We start from the raw sequence: 18,329 nt of genomic DNA, 5'->3' as shown, positions 1-18,329 counted from the left end.
AATACGAAAAAGTGTGGAAAGATTTGGGTAGCTTGCAACCACAATAAAAAATGCTAAAATGACAACTTCTTATTGTGCATTTCAGCTTACACCTATGTTTCCCCATTTGGTTTTAATTTATTAATTTTTTAATTCTCAATTAAAATGGGATACTTATTCACATCCGAATCGGTGTCAGAAGGACACCCCGACAAAGTGGCCGATCAAATATCGGACGCTGTGCTTGACAAACTGTTGGCATTCGACCCCAGTTCTAAAGTAGCTTGCGAAACCTTAGTTACTACCGGACAAGTAGTACTTGCGGGTGAAGTAAAAACAAAAGCGTATGTTGATCTTCAACTTATCGCACGCGAGGTAATCAATAAAATAGGTTACAACAAGAGCGATTATATGTTCGAAGGTAACTCGTGCGGTGTATTCTCTGCTATCCATGAGCAGAGTGCGGACATCAATCGTGGCGTAGAACGTGAAAACCCGATGGATCAGGGTGCAGGAGATCAAGGTATGATGTTTGGCTACGCTACTAACGAAACTGAAAATTATATGCCGCTATCACTCGATCTGGCACATAAAATACTATTAGTACTTGCTGAAATCCGTCGTGAGGGTAGAGTCATGACTTATCTCCGCCCGGATGCAAAAAGTCAGGTAACGATTGAATATGACGACAATAACAAACCGGTACGTATCGATACTATCGTTGTTTCCACACAGCATGACGAGTTTATCCAACCCTCAAATAATTCCGAAGCAGCACAACGGAAGGCTGATGAAGAAATGTTGGCACAGATACGAAAAGATGTGATTGAGATATTAATGCCGCGTGTTATTGCAGAAATTCATAACCAGGATGTATTGGCATTATTCAATGATAAAATTATCTATCATGTGAACCCAACCGGAAAATTCGTTATTGGTGGTCCTCACGGAGATACCGGATTGACAGGGCGCAAAATCATCGTAGACACCTACGGCGGTAAGGGTGCGCATGGTGGTGGCGCTTTTTCTGGAAAAGATCCTAGTAAGGTAGACCGTAGTGCAGCTTATGCAGCGCGTCATATTGCTAAAAATATGGTAGCAGCGGGTGTAGCTGATGAGATGCTGGTACAGGTTTCTTATGCTATTGGTGTTGCACGTCCTATTAATATCTATGTTAATACTTACGGACGTAGTCATGTAAATATGAGTGACGGTGAAATAGCCAAAGTAATAGAGAAGCTATTTGACCTTCGTCCAAAAGCTATTGAAGAACGTCTGAAGCTACGTAATCCGATATATCTTGAAACAGCAGCCTACGGACACATGGGACGTATTCCGCAGACAGTGACCAAAACTTATACTTCCCGTTATCAGGAATCAAAAACTGTGGAAGTAGAGCTTTTTACTTGGGAAAAGTTAGATTACGTTGACCTGATTAAAAAAGAATTCGGTTTATAATTCTAATGATTGGAAACAGGTTGTTTGAAAAAGCCTTCTGTTTTTTAATTGGACTCGGAATATTAATTACGCGGATTAAACTAGAAAATCTGTGTAATTAGTGTTCCGAGTCTGAATTATATCATGGAGTAATGTTATTCACTTTTGGTACTGTGCGGCATTCGATGGTACTGGTAGAGTGTTGCAAGACCAATCTTAGCAAAGCTCTGCGCATTGTAAGTGCCACAATGCCATATATAATCATGGAATAAATGAGTTTAATAAGAATATTATAATAGTATAACAAGGGATTGTAGAGAAGCATTAAACTGGATTCTCTGAAAACAAGAAAACCCTAAGATATTGTTTCTTAGGGCTTTTCTAAATTGGTTGTTGTCCTACCAAGAACAACTATTTTTCTATCTAATAGACGATAAACACAGAGTTTACGCTAAATGTCAATTGCTCAATCCACCTCTATTTCCACCTTTATAGAAATTTCTTCTCTAAAGATAATTCCATAGATACGCTTTGTTTTCGCGGTCAAAGGTAGACTTTATTTTTAATAATACAGACAAATACGGATAAATATTGTACTTTTGTATGCAAATTCTTTTTTGAGGGTTTGTGAAGAATCCATAAACCTTTTAAAAACGAACAAATGCAAAAGTTACTTTTTCTACTCCCTTTCATTGCCATAGCATGCACAAATGAAATTCCTACTCCTGATGAGAAAACAGAACTTCCTGTCGTAAACGACACAACAAATACATCAAATGATGGCTTCGACTTTGTATATCCTGATGGTTGGGATAATGGAACAAATGTGGATGGCGACCTTAATGAAAATGAATAATGTATTGAATTTGCTATCTTTCTTCCCATTGGATCCGTAGCTCGAGTTCGTGATATCTACTTTTTCTGATAGCATTTCCTTTCCAGGAAGATCTTGCCGGCAACGATTTCTGATAGCAACATAATATTTTTTTTCCTTTTTTCTTATACTCCACTTATGGCGGACACGGGCAGCTGAAAAGGAATTTATTAGAAAAATACCGCACGAGCGAAGCGAGCACAGGATGATTTTTTTAATAAATAGCGTAGCAGTCCTTTTCTGATGAACGGGGCTGACATATCTTTGTAGAAGAAAAGAGGAAAAACCTTCAGGCGAATGTGATATTAAATTTTCAATCGATACATATGTATGGTTGGATACGCTTTTTATAATTTCTCTCCGGTGTGTATCTTACTGATATGGCTTCAATTTATCCGTAATTAGGTGCATTTAGGTATAGTTCACCCTGTTTTTTCATCTGCCAAAAAGATGTGCGGTCACGGTTTCCGACTTTTATAGACACAAAAAAAAGACGTCCGCACAGATTTTAAATCTATACGGACGCCTTTTAGGTGTTTCTAAGGAGGTTTTAGGACTTATCCTTTTACTTCTTCCTTTTTTTCTTTCTTTGGAAGTGAGGAAACTTTCTGATAAGTGAACGTCTTTGTGTGGCGTTTCAAATCCATTTCCGGTCTGAAAATGATTTTCGCACCGTCGATATTCACATTTGAAAGGAAATCTTCCGCTTTGTCAGTCGGGCGACCTGTTTTCAAGGTCATGCGGAAACTTCCCAGGTCGTTGAAGCGGACAATCTGACCATTGCCAAGGGCTTCCTTCATGATTGTTACAAGAGCATCGAGAGTTGCCTTTGCATCGGATGCTGTTACGGTACAACGATCTGCGATACGTGCACATATTTCTTTGAAAGTGATTTCTCCGCTAGCTTGTGCGGTTGCGTAATAACGTGGAGATTCATCCGGTTTCAACGGATTTTTTCTAGCTGATACTGAAAAAGGTACTGCCATTGTTTGAGGTGTTAGGGTTATATATTGATCTTAATTATAGTAACAAATGTACGCATACGTGCGAGAGCGGTTCGGGATTGGTCGGGATTGATACGGATGTGCGTTATTATGTGCGGTTATGGTAGTTTATTTGCATGAAAAAAGCCTCCTCACTGCTAGGTGGGAGGCTCTGAATCGTTATTTTCCTGTGGTAGTACCTTTCCATAGATGGGCAATGTCCTCGCCTAGTTCTTTCAGGTTTTTGTTGTTCAGGATGAACGCTACAACTTTCCACACGATTTTAAAGATTTTCCAGATTACTTTCAGCGTTTTCATGGTGATATGCTTTTATTGATTCGTGGGCGAAGATATTGCTTTCCTGCCGAGCTGTGAGCGATAAACGGGAAACGGTACAGGTGTGGCGGGTTATGTATTATTGTTCACGGATAAGCAATTTGTATTCCTCTGCAGCATTGAAGCAGGGACACATTTTTATATACTCGGACGGTTCTATGATGCCGTTCCCGTTCAAATCCGGACTGAGGTCTCGATGTCCGCAAATGCGGGTACCGGGAAAGGTCCGCACCAATGCTTGCAGCAGCATCCGGAGTGAAAGTATTTGCATCGGGGTACGGGTGTCGGCGGGTTTGCCGTTGGCATCCAGGCCACCTTCGTAGGCGACGCCAATGGAATTGGTATTGTAGCCTTTGGCGTGTGCGCCTACTGCCGAGATGGGGCGCATGGGATGTATGCGTCCGTCACGGGTAATGTAGTAATGATAGCCACAACCGCTCCATCCATTAGCGAGATGCATTCTTTCAAGTTGTTGAGGCGTAAGCGTGGAAGTGCAGCGCGAAGCGGTGCAATGTATCACGATGAGATTGATTTTTCGTGTGAGCATGATTCTCTGTTTTTGGGTTAAGGTTGTCCGAATTCCGTGCAAATGATTTCCACCTGTCTAGGCGTCAGAATGCGGGAACTTAGTCGGTAATTGGTTTCAGCCAATGCCGTGAGCAGGGCGGGAGTGGTACGAATCCATCTTTTCAGCCGGATAGAGGCGGAAGCCGGAGCGATGTTCGGGAAATAAATAGAAGCTAGTTCTTTAACTCCATAACTGCGAGGTGTAAGGGTTTGATGCATAATAATAGATATGGTTTAGATAAGTTTTGTTTTAATGCGTTGTCCTGGTGTGTAGGTCAGGACAATTTCTTTTCGTTTACTTGTGGCAAAGCGTCCGAGAGGTTGCAGATTGATAATATTACCTTCTTGTGCTTCTGTGGCGATGGCGTCAGTCAGGGCGTAGAGTACTCCGATTACATCGGCAGGTGAAAAGGCAGTGCGGTGAGCGATTCTTTCGGCGATATCTTCCGTATTGAGATGCTGTGGCATACGATTTGCCATATTAGGGGCTTGGTATTGGTTATTGTTATACAAATGTACGTCTAATCAGGGAGATACAGGCATATTTACGGATGTTGGTATAGTTATGTGTGTTTGTTCGCGAAGCGGAGGAGAAAACGAGGGAGCGGAGCGACCGAAGTATGTCCGGCGCAGGGGCGAAGCCCCGTAGGCGGGACGGTGGGCGCAGCCCATCCGGTAAAGAGAGCGAAGCGAACGTAAAAGGGATAGCACAAGGAATACACACCGTTAGGGAAAGCATGGGGCGAAACTATTGTCGTATTCAGTGGGGATTCATCCGGCAGGGAAAGGCACAGCCCTCAGAAAAGCGCAGGGGCTTGACCCCTGCAAGACCGCCCGCGGGGAGGCGGGGGGAGAAATGCGCGGGGCGCACCCCCGCCCACGGGCGGAAAAGCAATAAAGGGAGGGAGCGGGCGCAACCGCTGCCCCGCGCAAAAAACAATGTGCGCCCGCTACCGGAAGCGAGCGCGGAGCACAGGGCTAGGGGAGCTAAAAGTAACAAAGCCCACAACTGTATGAGCCAAACCCTGCTAAAGATTGACCGCCTTACTAAGGACGCTGCACGAGCACCGTAAGACGAGCACCTTGCTAACCGTGATGGGTAACCGTAGCATAATGAGGAGAGGTGAACGAATGCCTTTGCTCCTTACTAACGCAATACCATGCAGAATGCTTGATGGTAAGCGATACTTTCCACACTTCGGGATGAACGGATGCCTCTTTGCTTCTGCCGGAATGCTGACGGGTTGCCGCATATTTGCCCTATCAGGGCGCGGCTTCCCGCCTGCATGGTGCGTAACCGCACAATGAATGAAGAAACCCCACTAACGGTATAACTGCTGATATGATACCCCGCTAATGCAGTGTGGGCTGGCGGTTGCCGCACATTTGCCCCATAGGGGCGCGGCTTCCGACTGCCGACACGGAATAAACACCACTGTCGTAGCGAGCAAAGCGAGCGGGCATTCCTTTTGTTTGGTTGCTATCATAAGCAGCTCCGGATCTTCACCTCATCGGCTTCCTGATGGAACATTTTGCTATCATCTTTCACTTGGCCAATTCAGCCGGGAACAATGGTTTGCTATCTCGTTTCTTCCGGAGCTTCAAACCAAGGTAAAAGATTTGCTATCATCCATTACCTGATCGATCGTGCCTGGTTCAACATTCCGCTATCATTTCTCTTGCCGGCAGCCGCATCTTCCGGAAGAACTCGCTATCATCTTTAAACTTCCCGTCATTGTTTCAGGCTTTCCGCCTGCAGATCATCCAATGCGGAGAAATAGCGGTCCACTTTGTGACATAGCCGATCGTATTTTTGTTCGACATCCCTGTGTTTATCGGCTTGCTGCTTGTAATTGCTTACGAATCGGGGATATTCCTTCACGATGTATTTTATTGCTTCGCTCCCGGTTCGCTTTCCGGTGATCCGCTTCAACTGCTCAAGGGCTTCCGCTTCCTCTGCAGTGAGGCGTAGGGTTAATGTGCTGGCTTTTTCTGTACTCATGGTTTATTTGTTTTTCTGATTTACATCCTGTTGTCGGTTCATTTTTTCGGCTTCGGCAAATGCTTTCTGATAGCTTGTATGCTTCGTTCCGAATACTTCCACATTGATTCCCATCACGTTGATAGTGTGGGCTATGCACCATCCTATCCGCATTTTTCGCGGATAGTAGGTAATTTGCTTGTTTTCCTGCATGGTTTTGAGCTTGTTGGTTAGCAGGCTTTTAGTTTGGCAAGTAGAAAACGTCCCGGCATTGTAATTTTGCCTTTGCTGTTGTCTACCTGTTGCAATAACTCCCAAATGGGATGCCCTATCTCGCCTCCTCTCGAGATTGTTAGCAGTTCCTCCGCTTCTCTGCCGGATATATTCAACCGTTGGAAACGATACATCAAGCCGTCTGTGTTTCGTTTCGGCACATTAGCAGGGTTAGATGTAGCTGATAAAGCTTGTTTCCCTATATTTTTTAAACGAAGTGAAACTTCCTCCTCCAATGTCCCCATTGGGGGGATAGAGGGGGGATTTTCTTTTTTTTCTTTTTCTTTGTGTCGATTTTCTGCGAAATTCTGCGGAACTCTGCGGGTTTCTGCGGGATTTCCCGTTTGTTCCAGCTTTGGCGTACTGTAAACGGCTTTTCCTGTTTTCGTAGTTACTTCTTCCGTATTATCGAAAAGCGGGAGCGGCGAAGCTGCTACCGCATGGGCTTCCTGTTCGCTGATTAAGCTGATATCTTCGGGTATTAACGTTCGCTTCTTTGCACGTCGGCATATTTCGGCATACTTCTGTTGAATCGATTCGGATGTAAGTACCTGTTTAGTTTTCCAAATGATCCGATCGAATAATTCGATTTCTGTACAGTAGTTAATAATTTCGAGTACACGCTCTTCATCGATACCCCAATATTCGGCAACATCGAATGCCTGGTCATCGGTGAAGCGGATATAACAACCTTCTACACGGAAGATTTCATTCTGTACGTATTGGAATACGGCGTAACCTTCACAGCCGTATTGTTTCTTGAGACGCTTCAAGCGAATATCCTGAAAACGGTCGGTTTCACTTGAATAATATGATAGTCCTGTTTTTGCCATGATCTTATAGTTTTTGCATTACGGCTTCTATTTCCAAACGCTTGTATAGGTATGTTTTGCCAAGTTTGTAGCATGGAATGATTCCTTCGGTACGATAGTTCTTGAGTGTGCTGTTGCTGATTTTGAAAAGCCGACACACATCTTCGGAGCGTAGAAATTCGTCATTTTCGTGGATTTGTATTAATTCCTGTGCTTTAGCGATATTAGTTTCGATTGATAACTTTCTCATATTCTTTGTTTTTTTGGTTTATTGATTACTTGCTTTTTTGTCGATATTATCGGAATATTTATTGGAGAATAGCTCTTTGAGTGCTGCCATGTCGTCCATAATTTTGGTATCAATCACTTCGGCATATATTTGCGTGGTCGATAGTTTGGCATGTCCTAGCATCTTGCTTACTGTTTCGATCGGTATTCGATTACATAGCGTGATGGTAGTAGCGAAGGTATGCCTTGCCATGTGGAAGGTTATCTTTTTATTGACTTTGGCAATAGTAGCAATCTGTTTTAACGAACGATTGATTACTTGATTACATGGTACTTGGAAAATTGGTAGATGCTGATGTGTATCTTTATGCGTAGCGTATTGCATCAGGATGCGTGCAGCTGGCTGGAGTAATGGTAGCGATACTCGTTGATTGGTCTTTTTTCGGTAGTATTGCAGCCATTGATTTCCATCGATTCCTCTTGTAATGTTGTCGTTAGTCAGTTCTTGAATGTCGCAATAGCACATTCCGGTATAGACGGCAAACAGGAAGATGTCGCGCGTAACGGCTAAATGGCTTGGTAGCATTGTATGTGTGATAACTTGCAGTTCTTCTTCGGAGAGGAATCCTTTGTTTACTTTGGTTTGATGGATTCCTTCGAGGATTACAGGGTTGCGGTTTATCCATTCGTTGCGTTCGGCAAGGTTCATGACTTTGTGAAACCTTTGAATATGCTTTAGTGCAGCATTGGTTCGGCACTTGATTTTTCCCTCTTTGCGATATCCTTTCAGATAGGCGTAGAATTCCATTGTGAAAGTTTTGTCGATGGATGTAATATTGTAATCTGCTACGTGGTATTTAATCCGGATGAAGTTGAGCAGGTGTCGTAGTGTCACTCTGTAACCTTTGTATGTACTCTCTCGGAGAGTGTCTCCTTCTATATTGTTGTGGTATTCGAACAGTAACTTGATGGTATTGTATTGGCAAGTTGGCGCAGTGTGTATCAGACGGAAGTTGGCGGTATTCAGTTCGTAATTCTTCTCTGTAATTTTTGCGGTAACTTCTTCAATAGCAATTCGTGCGTTGTCGATAGCACGATTGGCTTCACGGTCTTGTTCTGTTTTCCCGATTGATTTTTGTATACTCGCATTCCACGACGTAGAGCGTATTGATACATTGAGTGGAAAATCGTATCTTTGTCCGTTGATGGTGATACGACAATAAAGCGGTGCGTTTGCTCCGTTTTGTGCTCTGCTCTTTCGTAACCAGAACAGAACGTTCATTTTCTTTTTTTGACTCATAATTTTGAACTTGTTTATGAGCCTATGAAAAAGATCTAAAAATGGATTGAAATGTCACCGAATTTGGCACCGAAATTAAGTAAACTTTTTTCAGCTACCATTTTCAAAGAACGAAAAAACCCTCTAAAATTAGCCGTTTTAGAGGGTTTTTATCTTTTAATGACTGAATGATCGTTGTCCTACCAAGATTCGAACTTAGACAAACAGAACCAAAAACTGTTGTGCTACCATTACACCATAGGACAAACTATTTTGTGCTTTCTGTTAAAAAGCGATGCAAAGATAGTGGTCTTCGTCCAAATCTCCAAATATTTAATGATATTTTTTATTTAGCGATTACCAGATAATAATTTTTCTTTCCTCTCTGTACTAATAAATACTTATTATCCAACAGGTCGTTGTTTGTAATTACTTGATCAAAGCTTTCGAGTTTTTCTTTATTTAAAGATACGCCGCCACCTTGAACCAGTTTACGCATCTCACCTTTTGAAGCAAAAATTGCGGCATTATCGACAAACAGGTCTACAGCTTTTATTCCTGCTGATAAGGCATCTCTGTCTATTTCAAATTGTGGAACGCCTTCAAATACGGCAAGTAATGTATCCTCGTCCAGCTTCTTCAGTGCATCAGAAGTTGCATTTCCAAATAAGATGTTGGATGCATCGACTGCTGCATTATAGTCTTCTTCGGAATGTACCATAATGGTTACTTCTTTTGCAAGGCGTTTCTGGAGCACACGTAAATGTGGTGCCTCCGTGTGTTCTTTTGTCAAAGCATCTATTTCGTCCTTTGCCAAGGAAGTGAATATCTTAATATAGCGTGCGGCATCGTCATCACTTACATTTAACCAGAATTGATAGAATTTGTAAGGAGAAGTATATCTTGGATCTAACCAAACGTTACCGGATTCTGTTTTCCCAAACTTGCCACCGTCTGCTTTTGTAATCAATGGGCATGTCAGGGCAAATGCTTCTCCGCCATTTGTACGGCGAATCAATTCTGTTCCCGTAGTAATATTACCCCACTGGTCAGAACCTCCCATTTGTAATTTGCATCCTTTGGTTTCGTATAAGTGCAGAAAGTCATATCCTTGAAGTAACTGGTAAGTAAATTCCGTGAATGATAAACCGTCACGAGCTTCTCCGTTTAGTCTTTTCTTAACGGATTCTTTTGCCATCATGTAGTTTACAGTGATATGTTTACCTATATCGCGGACAAAATCAAGGAAACTAAAGTTTTTCATCCAGTCATAGTTATTCACCAATTCGGCAGCATTAGAAGCGTCAGAATCAAAATCCAGAAACTTAGATAATTGTTTCTTAATACATTCCTGATTATGGCGTAACGTCTCTTCATTCAAAAGGTTTCTTTCAGCCGATTTGCCGGAAGGATCGCCAATCATACCGGTAGCACCACCTACCAAAGCCAATGGCTTATGACCGCAACGTTGAAAATGTCGTAACATCATTACACCACATAAGTGTCCAATGTGCAACGAATCGGCGGTTGGGTCAATGCCTAAATAAGCGGTAACCTGTTCCTTTGCCAATAATTCTTCTGTGCCGGGCATCATGTCATGCACCATTCCACGCCATCTTAGTTCTTCTACAAAATTCATCGAATGATTTAATTATTTTAAGTTTATAAATACAAAAGTACGACTCTTTCTTTGAACGAGCAAACTCTTATCGGTTAAAAAAGACTTCTTTTGTGTTTTGCTGTATTTGCTTCATAAACTGATTTTCAGGCAAGGACAAGTTATATGCTACTTGATTGTAAAGGGTATGGATATCTATTCCGCTTTCATCTGTTTCGATAAACATGCGGTTAAGTGGAGTTTCAGTTAGTGCTTCTGCTTGATATTTTTCTCCGAAAGAGAGATAAAAGTCATATTCTAATAATTGTGTAGCAATATTCTTATTCCCTCTGAAGCCATGAATAATCCATGGCATAGCTGGCTTGAATCGTTTTTTCAATAAGATAAGTTCATTCGATGTTCGTACGGCATGGATGATAAGGGGTTTATTCAGTTGTTCTGATAAGTTTATTTGTAATTCGAACAATTTCTGCTGTAGTTTGATATCCGTATTAATTAGTTTATCTAATCCGGCTTCTCCAATGGCAATTACTTGTGGGTTTACAGTTATTTCTTGTAATAAGTTCCATTCTTTTTGATAATCTTTTGATACATCCCATGGATGAATTCCGACAGAATAGAAATACCCGTTAGTTGGATGAAATGTGTTGGGAGTGCAATTTATAATCGCTTCCGCCTTATTGTGGTGCGTATGTATATCAAGTATATTCATAGCTTAAGGTACAGGGTCATATCCGGAACCTCCCCATGGATGACAACGGAGTATTCGTCGAATAGCAAGATATAATCCTTTTAAAGGACCGTGTTTTTTAATGGCTTCAATGGCGTATTGCGAACAAGTGGGAGTGAAGCGGCAAGAAGCTGGAGTAATAGGAGATATGCAGGTCCTATAGAAATAAATCGGAAGCAGTAATATATATGATAATATTTTTTTCATTCCGTTCTCTTTATCCGTTCCCTGATTCTGTCTAATAATTCTTTGAGTTTATTCTCAATCTCTGAAGAAGGATGTAGTTCGCTGTCCATGAAGATAAATGCCATGAGCAGACCATTTTGTTGTCCTTGTAACAGTTGGAGCAAGCAGTGTTTGTTTTTTCGGTAGGCCTCACGAATCTGCCTCTTTATGCGATTGCGTTTTACTGCACGTTTAAATCGTTTTTTAGGTACGCTTATCAAAATAGCTGCCGGGATATTTTGGGCTGCATTTACAGGCATAAATACAACACGCAAGGGAAATGCTGAGAATGATTTTGCATTGCCCGAGAACAGCATTTCAATAGATTTCTTACTGTTCAACCGTTCTTCCTTGCATAATGTATTCTTTTCTGTAATCATGGTTTCGTTTCTTTTGTCTTTGAAAAGAAAAGGACGAAGATCTGTTGTGAAAAGCAGATTCTTCGTCCTTTCAATCTTTATAGAGACAAATAAGTATCTGTTATTTCTTGTTCCTTTCTTTAATAAACATGTCCAAGGCAGCTGTCATGGAAGGTGCATCTACAGTTGGAGCTTCCAAATCCAGACGAAGACCTGCATCGCGAACTGCTTTTGCCGTTGTTGGTCCGAAACAACCTATTGCGATATCCTTTTGCTTAAAATCTGGGAAATTCTTGATTAGAGAAGAAATTCCTGAAGGGCTGAAGAATACCAGCATATCATAATCAAATTCTTCATCCGGAGTGAAGTCATTACTTACCGTGCGGTACATGACAGCTTCCGTATGGTTTATTTTATGTTTACTCAACAGGTTCTTTATTTCGTCATTGTGCACATCAGACATCGGAACAAAATATTTTTCCGTATTATGCTTTACGATAGCCGGAATAAGGTCATCAAATTTACCGGTATTTCCGAAAAAGATTTTGCGTTTACGGTATTGCACGTATTTTTGGATGTATAGTGCGACAGTTTCCGTAATGCAGAAATACTTCATTGTTTCAGGAATCGTAACGCGCAGTTCGCTACACAGATGGAAGAAGTGGTCTATTGCATGACGTGACGTGAAGATTACGGCACTATGATCCAGAATAGATACTTTCTGCTGTCTGAACTCTTTTGGAGTCAAGCTTTCTACCTTAATAAAGGGACGAAAATCTATTTTTACTCCATATTTCTCTGCTATGTCGTAATAAGGCGACTTCTCTGAAGCAGGCTTTGGCTGCGACACAAGTACTTTCTTAATTTTCAATGTCCTAAAGTTTTATTAGCAATAAATTGTTGACTTGAATTAATGCTTGAAACAATATGAAACAAGGCATTATTTCGAGGGCACAAAAGTACACAATTAAACAGAAAAGACCATATAAATTGTTGAAAAAAAGCTTTATCCACTTATAAAACATCATTATTTTAGCAAAAATTATAAAGAAAAGCTCTAAAGGAAGCAGAATTGAGGCTGATAAGTCGAAATAGACCATTAGTAAAACTAGCGGGAAAAGGGTGAAGCCGAAGTAGTATAATATGGTAGAATAAGCCTCTAACCATATAGTAGTGCGTGCTTTGTCAAAGAATATCCACCCGGAAAAAGAATAAATCAACCATTTTAGTAAATAATATAGAACGCAAATCAATATATTGGTGCCAAGTACAATATAAGACGGAACCCTTATTAATAACTCGGGGATACTATCATGAAAATAATCAAAAAAGCAGATACCCAGGAGTACAGACGTCTGAAATAAGAGAATTACTCTATATTTGAAATCCGTAGCGGTAGAATTATTAAAAAGATTACCACGTTCTTTTACATTCTGAAAATCTTTTAATTGCTGAAGGAGGAATCTTTTTCCGTTAGTCAATACGTATGCGGAAAGAAAAAAGCAGAGAAACAATAAAGCAGTGCCTCCATTATCTGCATTTAGTCTATAAGGAATCTGAGTTCCTTGTAGTCCGGGATGTATCTCTCCTTTTCCTGTGGTCAGATTTGTGGAATCAGAAGCTGCATAGTGTTCAGTATAATACAGTTTTAGAGTATCTACTTGCTTGATTACCTGTTGGGTATCGAGTAGTATATTTAGAGTGTCCGTTGTTAAACCATTATTTGTCATATAGCAGCGAACTTACGAACTTCTTTGTCCCATAGAGGGGTGGTATAGAGCAAATCTATGGCCTCTTCCGGAGTGTTGGCTACTTTCCAGATGTCGGTATGTTGCGATCGCATAAAGTTTTCTTCAACGGCTTTAGACAACATCTCCAATAATGGATTAAAGAAGTTATTTATGTTTAAGATAACGATAGGTTTCAAGTAAAGCCCTAATTGTTTCCAAGTGATAATTTCCAATAACTCTTCCAATGTACCGCAGCCCCCAGGGAGTGCGATAATACCATCCGATAATTGAGCCATTAGTTGTTTTCGTTCATGCATAGACTCTACTTCAACGAGCTTCGTCATTCCTTTATGGTGCCAGTCTTGTTCTATCATAAAATGCGGAATAACTCCTGTCGCCTCTCCTCCGTTCTGTAATACGGCATCAATAATGGTACACATCAATCCCAAACTTCCTGCGCCGTTTATAAGACGGATATGTCTGTCAGCAAGTAATTTTCCTAATCCCTCGGCAGCTTTAAAATAGCAAGAATCGATTTTAGTGCTTGAAGCACTGTATACGCATACGGATGTTATCTTATTCATTATTGTAAAAGAGATGATTTACTGTTGGCAAAGTTAGTTATTTCTTTTAAAAGCGGGATAGAATACCATAAATATCCAGGCATATTTTGAGTTTAAACTCATTTGCACATTATAATAAAAGGTAGATTTTACTCTACCTTTTACTTAATAGGAAATTAATTATGTTTGATGAAAATAATTTGTTGTTCAATAATTTCTTCTCCTTGAAGTATATTTAAATAGTAATTCCCATCTGGGATATCTGTTGTATTAATTTGTATTTCAGGATTCGGAATAACATCATCAAATTTGCATACAATACCATAATTATTGTAAAGAACTACAGAAATAGGCAAAATGGCCGCTCTACTATACATACTTACTCCTAGTTCTCTATTCGGTTTAATAGTGATAAATCCGTCAGCGGGATTCGGGGCTATTTGGAAGTCTTTCGGAGGAAAAGGAGATGGTATGACAATGTCAGAAGAAAGAGCACCGCAATCAGTTTTCAATGTGCATTTTATTTTTGCATCTCCATATCCTTTAAATATGCTTTTAAAAGTGACAACTACATCATTATGTCCTATTGTAGAGCCATAATACCAGGGTTTTACAATTGGATAATTCGGATCTGTAGCAGGACTGTTATTTGCTTTGGGAGTGGTGGAACCCGGTACTTTATGGGAAAAGGTAACAGCTCCGCTCGGAAGTAGACTTGCTGTGCTCCATTGAAACGTTTCGTTTTCTTCTCCCTGGCAGGGATCATGGTCTGCATGAATTAAATAACTAATTTCAAATGCTGTTTTATAAATATAAAAATCCTGTTTTAAATCTAGTTTCTTTAGGCAATTTACCTCCTCTGAAACCGGTAATGTAATGTTTGCTTTCAGCGTTTTGCATGATAATTGTAATTCGCAGGATATGTCTGTTTTAGCACTTTCTTTATCAAAGACAATGAATATTTCATTATGTTTTAGTTTATAATCATGTAAATACCATGCAGCATATTCCCATTCTCCCGGAGGAATAATCGGAGTGTCTATTGAACGAAAACCAAAATGTGGAAGATTATCAATATCTAGCATACTATCACGTCGATTTATAAAAACACTATCTCTGTATATATGTAAATCATTCATAGACCGATATATTTTGGCAGCCTTGCCTGTTGATGATAAACTTGTGGTTTTCCATTTATAAGTTTCATCGGATTCTTTGCATGGATTATGTTTTATGCGTAATAGATACCAATCCTCTCCTAATTCTGTTCTATGCCATACCATTTTATCCACTTCTATCTGAATAGATTCTGGTAACTGTTCATTTTTAAGATCTATCCGCTTAGTTGTTTTTATTCCACCGGCATTAATTGTTGCTTCTAGCCATGGGTTTGAAATTTGACATCCGGTTATTTTTATGGATTTTCCATTTTGTGATTTAACACTTATTCCCGGAGCATAATTCCATGTTACAGTTGAGCCTAAAGGCAATAAATTTACCTCATAAGTATTTCCTTCACCGGATATAAATCCGTCTCCAATGATTTTGAGTGTTCCGGAAGTAATAGATATGCTCGTTAATGGTATACTTTTCCCATTTAATAGAAAATGGGCTGTTAATTGTGCGGACTCATTGAGTCGTGTAGGATAGATCGTTACATTTGTTCCATTTTTTGAAGTGATTTTGAAATTTTCATTAGAGAGTTCCCATTCAACTCCTATATATCCGGGAATTGGAGTAATATCAGGAACATTATAGATAGTAAAAGTTGTTTCTCCAATGATATTGGTATTTTCACCCTTTATTTGAGGTGCAAGTTCTAGGCTTAAAAAATCAGAACATGTTTCTAACATCGTGTAATCGTTATTATTTGAAGTAGCATAAAGTCTGTCAAAACCAGAATCTTTTGAATTTAGATATAAGCCAGATAATAATTTGTCTTCCCAGTTATTAATAGCCAAAGCGCTGACAGTTGGAATAAAACAGAAATTAGATAATTTAAAAGCTTTTTCTAGATCTTTTCCCATATCGGATATAACATTATTTAAGGAGACTATACTTCCTGGTGCACTATCTAAAGCAAGCATCTCATTAGTACTATTCAATTCTTTTTTTCTCCAATTAATACCTAATGCTTTTATTGCTGCAGAATAAAATTGGATCTTTTCCTTTTGTTTAATAAAATAGATTTCACTTTTAAATCCAAAAATACGAGATGGATAGTTACTCAGTTTAAACAAAAGACTTCCTGCTGTTACCAGATTAATTCCCATATAATTTCCATTAGATATAGCTATATTTTCGCACTGTATAGGTATTCCCATTGCTTCATATTTTTGCATGAATACAGCATGATCATTTAAATAATTATAATTTTTATTGATACTATATACTAACATCTGTTTAATTGCTTTTTCTCCTAATAGATCACTTATAACATTAACTTTTTTAACGATGTCTTTTATAAAAGTTTTGGCAATTTTGAGATTCTGAATGTATCGTACTAATGCTTGTAATCCAATAGGTATATTAGCTCCCTTATGAGGAGTATTAATTGAAATGTATTTGCATACATCATGAACTTTTCCTTGTTGTTCCATATTCTTGAGTGCATAACGGGCGACTAGTCCACCCATACCTATTCCAATAACATAGTTTTTATCATGGATACTATTTCTCATCCCATTTATTCGTTCCATGGCTTCTTCAAAAAGTTGAGCATTATGGAATATGTCATCAAAACTATCATTATTATCAATGTAAACAATATCGTAGAGTTTATTTATCGATTCCATTATATTGTGAGTAGATGCATCTTTTAATAAAAATTCCAAATCCATTTTTTTATCAAAAAAGAATTTTAAAATATCCGATTCGTCAGCGATAATTAATGGTCTGAATAGTTTTTTCTTCTCGCTATTAAATGCCGCATATTTTATTTGTATTCTTCCCCCTTTATGTTCATTGGTTGAATATATTGGAATTGTTTCGTCTATTTGATTCTCTCCATCTGTATATTTAGGTAGTTCTGGTGTAACTTGAATTAATGCATGACTTTCTAATATTTTTCCATTATTATATTTCGCTCGGATACAGATTACTTTTTCACCATAAGTAGTAAAAGTATGACTAATGGGCTGCTCCCAAGTAATATTTTGATAATCGGATTCAGGAGTAAACCGAATAAATAGCTGTGTAGGAATATCTTGTAGATTACTTATATAGTTCTTTTTCTGAAATGTAAAAGAAACTTGTGAGTTATATTGTACATTTGGTAATCCTACAGCGAATAAATCTTTTTTTAAATACAGTGAGCTAGAGTGTTCTGTTTCTCGTAACTGTCCATTTTCCAATATTAGCTGTCCGTTATCCAAAGCCTTTTCATTTAGTTGATTATATTGTAGAAAAAGTAGGGCAGGAGAATTCTGATTTAGTTTGTCAAGTACCTGTTGGGGTTCTATTAAAGCCGCTTTTTCATTAATTTTAGTCGTATACATACAAAGATATAATATTTTCCAAATTTCCATAGATACATAATTCGTGTCAGAAAGAATACCGTTGTAGCTATAGGGATTCACTAACAAACATCCATAATCTGAAAGTAGCCCGGTTTCAATTTTACTTTTATCAATATGTTCAAAAATCATATCCATTTTTTCTTTTACAATAATATCCAAGTCCATCTCTTCATCTTGTACTTCTTGGGATTGTAACAGATTTAAATTAAGGGATAATAATAATATAATCCCTATCAGTCGTGTTAATTGTTTCATGATCTATTGTTTTTAAGGTTATTAAAAGTCTTTCTCATATTTAACATCAAATTGTCCATTCGTAATATAAGCTATAGAAATAGAATCTATAAATTCTATTGGAATTGTAATATCATTAAAGCGTCCAGATATGATATGTTCTATAGTATCAAATTTTGTTATATCAACCAAAGCTTTAATGTTGCCTGATCCTCCAGGCAATCCCGAAGTATTATATTCTATATGAAAAAAGCAATCATTGATGCCTAAACGTATAGTATCGTATATTTGCATCATCATGTAATAATGTTTGCCACTGCTAGCTTGCAACGACATCCTAGTATATTCTGAAAATTTATGCCAATCTCCATTTACGAAAAAAGATTCTTCTTCTTGATAATATCCCTGTGCGGCTATTAGTTTTCCATTAATATAATATCCAAATGTATTTGCACCAATACTTGTTTCTTTCGGCATCTGATTAAGATATCCAGGTTTTGGTTTATCTGGATCATACCAATGAATATCACAGCTATAGATATTTAGAATTAATAAAATAATTCCTATTAGTTTTGTTGATTGTTTCATAATCTATTTTTTAAG

Annotated in this window: 22 protein-coding genes and 1 tRNA gene; 2 read left to right on the top strand and 21 right to left on the bottom strand. The window is 38.8% G+C overall.

Features of this window, described 5'->3' with window-relative positions:
• Window positions 1-144 precede the first annotated feature (144 nt).
• Window positions 145-1,437, top strand: a complete 1,293-nt coding sequence (gene metK / locus DXB63_RS00905; RefSeq protein ID WP_122124482.1) for a methionine adenosyltransferase — start codon at window positions 145-147, stop codon at window positions 1,435-1,437.
• Window positions 1,438-2,077: 640 nt separating this feature from the next.
• Window positions 2,078-2,272: a hypothetical protein gene (locus DXB63_RS00900; protein ID WP_122124481.1), complete on the top strand. Its 195-nt coding sequence runs from the start codon at window positions 2,078-2,080 to the stop codon at window positions 2,270-2,272.
• 575 nt (window positions 2,273-2,847) lie between these two features.
• On the opposite strand, the gene DXB63_RS00895 is transcribed toward DXB63_RS00900, so the two are convergent.
• From DXB63_RS00895 to DXB63_RS00800, 21 genes are all read right to left on the bottom strand, one after another.
• Window positions 2,848-3,276 (bottom strand): HU family DNA-binding protein, encoded by a 429-nt coding sequence (locus tag DXB63_RS00895; protein WP_122124480.1) that lies wholly within the window; start codon window positions 3,274-3,276, stop codon window positions 2,848-2,850.
• Between the two features lie 177 nt (window positions 3,277-3,453).
• Window positions 3,454-3,591 carry a hypothetical protein gene (locus tag DXB63_RS17840; protein ID WP_158563604.1) on the bottom strand — a complete coding sequence of 46 codons (138 nt, stop codon included), beginning with the start codon at window positions 3,589-3,591 and terminating at the stop codon, window positions 3,454-3,456.
• A gap of 97 nt (window positions 3,592-3,688) precedes the next feature.
• The gene (locus tag DXB63_RS00890) at window positions 3,689-4,156 is read right to left on the bottom strand and encodes an N-acetylmuramoyl-L-alanine amidase (RefSeq protein ID WP_199604130.1); all 468 of its coding nucleotides are present in this window, start codon (window positions 4,154-4,156) and stop codon (window positions 3,689-3,691) included.
• A 17-nt stretch (window positions 4,157-4,173) separates the two neighbouring features.
• Window positions 4,174-4,395: a DUF4248 domain-containing protein gene (locus tag DXB63_RS00885; protein ID WP_122124479.1), complete on the bottom strand. Its 222-nt coding sequence runs from the start codon at window positions 4,393-4,395 to the stop codon at window positions 4,174-4,176.
• Window positions 4,396-4,410: 15 nt separating this feature from the next.
• Window positions 4,411-4,644 carry an HU family DNA-binding protein gene (locus DXB63_RS00880; protein WP_158563603.1) on the bottom strand — a complete coding sequence of 78 codons (234 nt, stop codon included), beginning with the start codon at window positions 4,642-4,644 and terminating at the stop codon, window positions 4,411-4,413.
• A gap of 679 nt (window positions 4,645-5,323) precedes the next feature.
• Window positions 5,324-5,560 carry a hypothetical protein gene (locus DXB63_RS17770; RefSeq protein ID WP_147332240.1) on the bottom strand — a complete coding sequence of 79 codons (237 nt, stop codon included), beginning with the start codon at window positions 5,558-5,560 and terminating at the stop codon, window positions 5,324-5,326.
• A gap of 348 nt (window positions 5,561-5,908) precedes the next feature.
• The gene (locus DXB63_RS00870) at window positions 5,909-6,178 is read right to left on the bottom strand and encodes a hypothetical protein (RefSeq protein WP_122124476.1); all 270 of its coding nucleotides are present in this window, start codon (window positions 6,176-6,178) and stop codon (window positions 5,909-5,911) included.
• A gap of 3 nt (window positions 6,179-6,181) precedes the next feature.
• Window positions 6,182-6,370, bottom strand: coding sequence for a hypothetical protein (locus tag DXB63_RS00865; protein ID WP_122124475.1), 189 nt, complete (start codon window positions 6,368-6,370; stop codon window positions 6,182-6,184).
• Window positions 6,371-6,387: 17 nt separating this feature from the next.
• Window positions 6,388-7,263, bottom strand: a complete 876-nt coding sequence (locus DXB63_RS00860) for a DUF4373 domain-containing protein (protein WP_122124474.1) — start codon at window positions 7,261-7,263, stop codon at window positions 6,388-6,390.
• Window positions 7,264-7,267: 4 nt separating this feature from the next.
• Complete coding sequence (locus tag DXB63_RS00855; protein ID WP_122124473.1) at window positions 7,268-7,492, bottom strand: helix-turn-helix domain-containing protein; 225 nt, start codon at window positions 7,490-7,492, stop codon at window positions 7,268-7,270.
• A gap of 18 nt (window positions 7,493-7,510) precedes the next feature.
• A complete protein-coding gene (locus tag DXB63_RS00850) occupies window positions 7,511-8,770 on the bottom strand; it encodes a site-specific integrase (protein ID WP_122124472.1) in 1,260 nt (419 codons plus the stop codon).
• Between the two features lie 174 nt (window positions 8,771-8,944).
• Window positions 8,945-9,015, bottom strand: a tRNA-Gln gene (locus DXB63_RS00845).
• 80 nt (window positions 9,016-9,095) lie between these two features.
• Window positions 9,096-10,388, bottom strand: a complete 1,293-nt coding sequence (gene tyrS / locus DXB63_RS00840) for a tyrosine--tRNA ligase (protein WP_122124471.1) — start codon at window positions 10,386-10,388, stop codon at window positions 9,096-9,098.
• A 67-nt stretch (window positions 10,389-10,455) separates the two neighbouring features.
• Window positions 10,456-11,079, bottom strand: a complete 624-nt coding sequence (locus DXB63_RS00835) for a TatD family hydrolase (protein ID WP_122124470.1) — start codon at window positions 11,077-11,079, stop codon at window positions 10,456-10,458.
• Between the two features lie 3 nt (window positions 11,080-11,082).
• Window positions 11,083-11,304 carry a membrane protein insertion efficiency factor YidD gene (gene yidD / locus DXB63_RS00830; protein ID WP_122124469.1) on the bottom strand — a complete coding sequence of 74 codons (222 nt, stop codon included), beginning with the start codon at window positions 11,302-11,304 and terminating at the stop codon, window positions 11,083-11,085.
• Window positions 11,301-11,702, bottom strand: coding sequence for a ribonuclease P protein component (rnpA, locus tag DXB63_RS00825; RefSeq protein ID WP_122124468.1), 402 nt, complete (start codon window positions 11,700-11,702; stop codon window positions 11,301-11,303). Before rnpA ends, yidD begins: the two co-directional genes overlap by 4 nt.
• 100 nt (window positions 11,703-11,802) lie before the next feature.
• Window positions 11,803-12,552 carry a uroporphyrinogen-III synthase gene (locus tag DXB63_RS00820; protein WP_122124467.1) on the bottom strand — a complete coding sequence of 250 codons (750 nt, stop codon included), beginning with the start codon at window positions 12,550-12,552 and terminating at the stop codon, window positions 11,803-11,805.
• 4 nt (window positions 12,553-12,556) lie between these two features.
• Window positions 12,557-13,411: a DUF4271 domain-containing protein gene (locus tag DXB63_RS00815; RefSeq protein ID WP_122124466.1), complete on the bottom strand. Its 855-nt coding sequence runs from the start codon at window positions 13,409-13,411 to the stop codon at window positions 12,557-12,559.
• Window positions 13,408-13,995: a TIGR00730 family Rossman fold protein gene (locus tag DXB63_RS00810; RefSeq protein WP_122124465.1), complete on the bottom strand. Its 588-nt coding sequence runs from the start codon at window positions 13,993-13,995 to the stop codon at window positions 13,408-13,410. The genes DXB63_RS00815 and DXB63_RS00810 overlap by 4 nt, the downstream gene beginning before the upstream one ends.
• Window positions 13,996-14,150: 155 nt before the next feature.
• Window positions 14,151-17,747, bottom strand: a complete 3,597-nt coding sequence (locus DXB63_RS00805; protein ID WP_122124464.1) for a triacylglycerol lipase — start codon at window positions 17,745-17,747, stop codon at window positions 14,151-14,153.
• A 21-nt stretch (window positions 17,748-17,768) separates the two neighbouring features.
• Complete coding sequence (locus DXB63_RS00800) at window positions 17,769-18,314, bottom strand: hypothetical protein (protein WP_122124463.1); 546 nt, start codon at window positions 18,312-18,314, stop codon at window positions 17,769-17,771.
• Window positions 18,315-18,329: the final 15 nt, after the last annotated feature.

Origin of the sequence: Bacteroides sp. OM05-12 (assembly GCF_003438995.1) — a bacterium.
Classification (GTDB): Bacteria; Bacteroidota; Bacteroidia; order Bacteroidales; family Bacteroidaceae; genus Bacteroides.
This window is presented reverse-complemented; position numbering and strand designations above follow the sequence as displayed.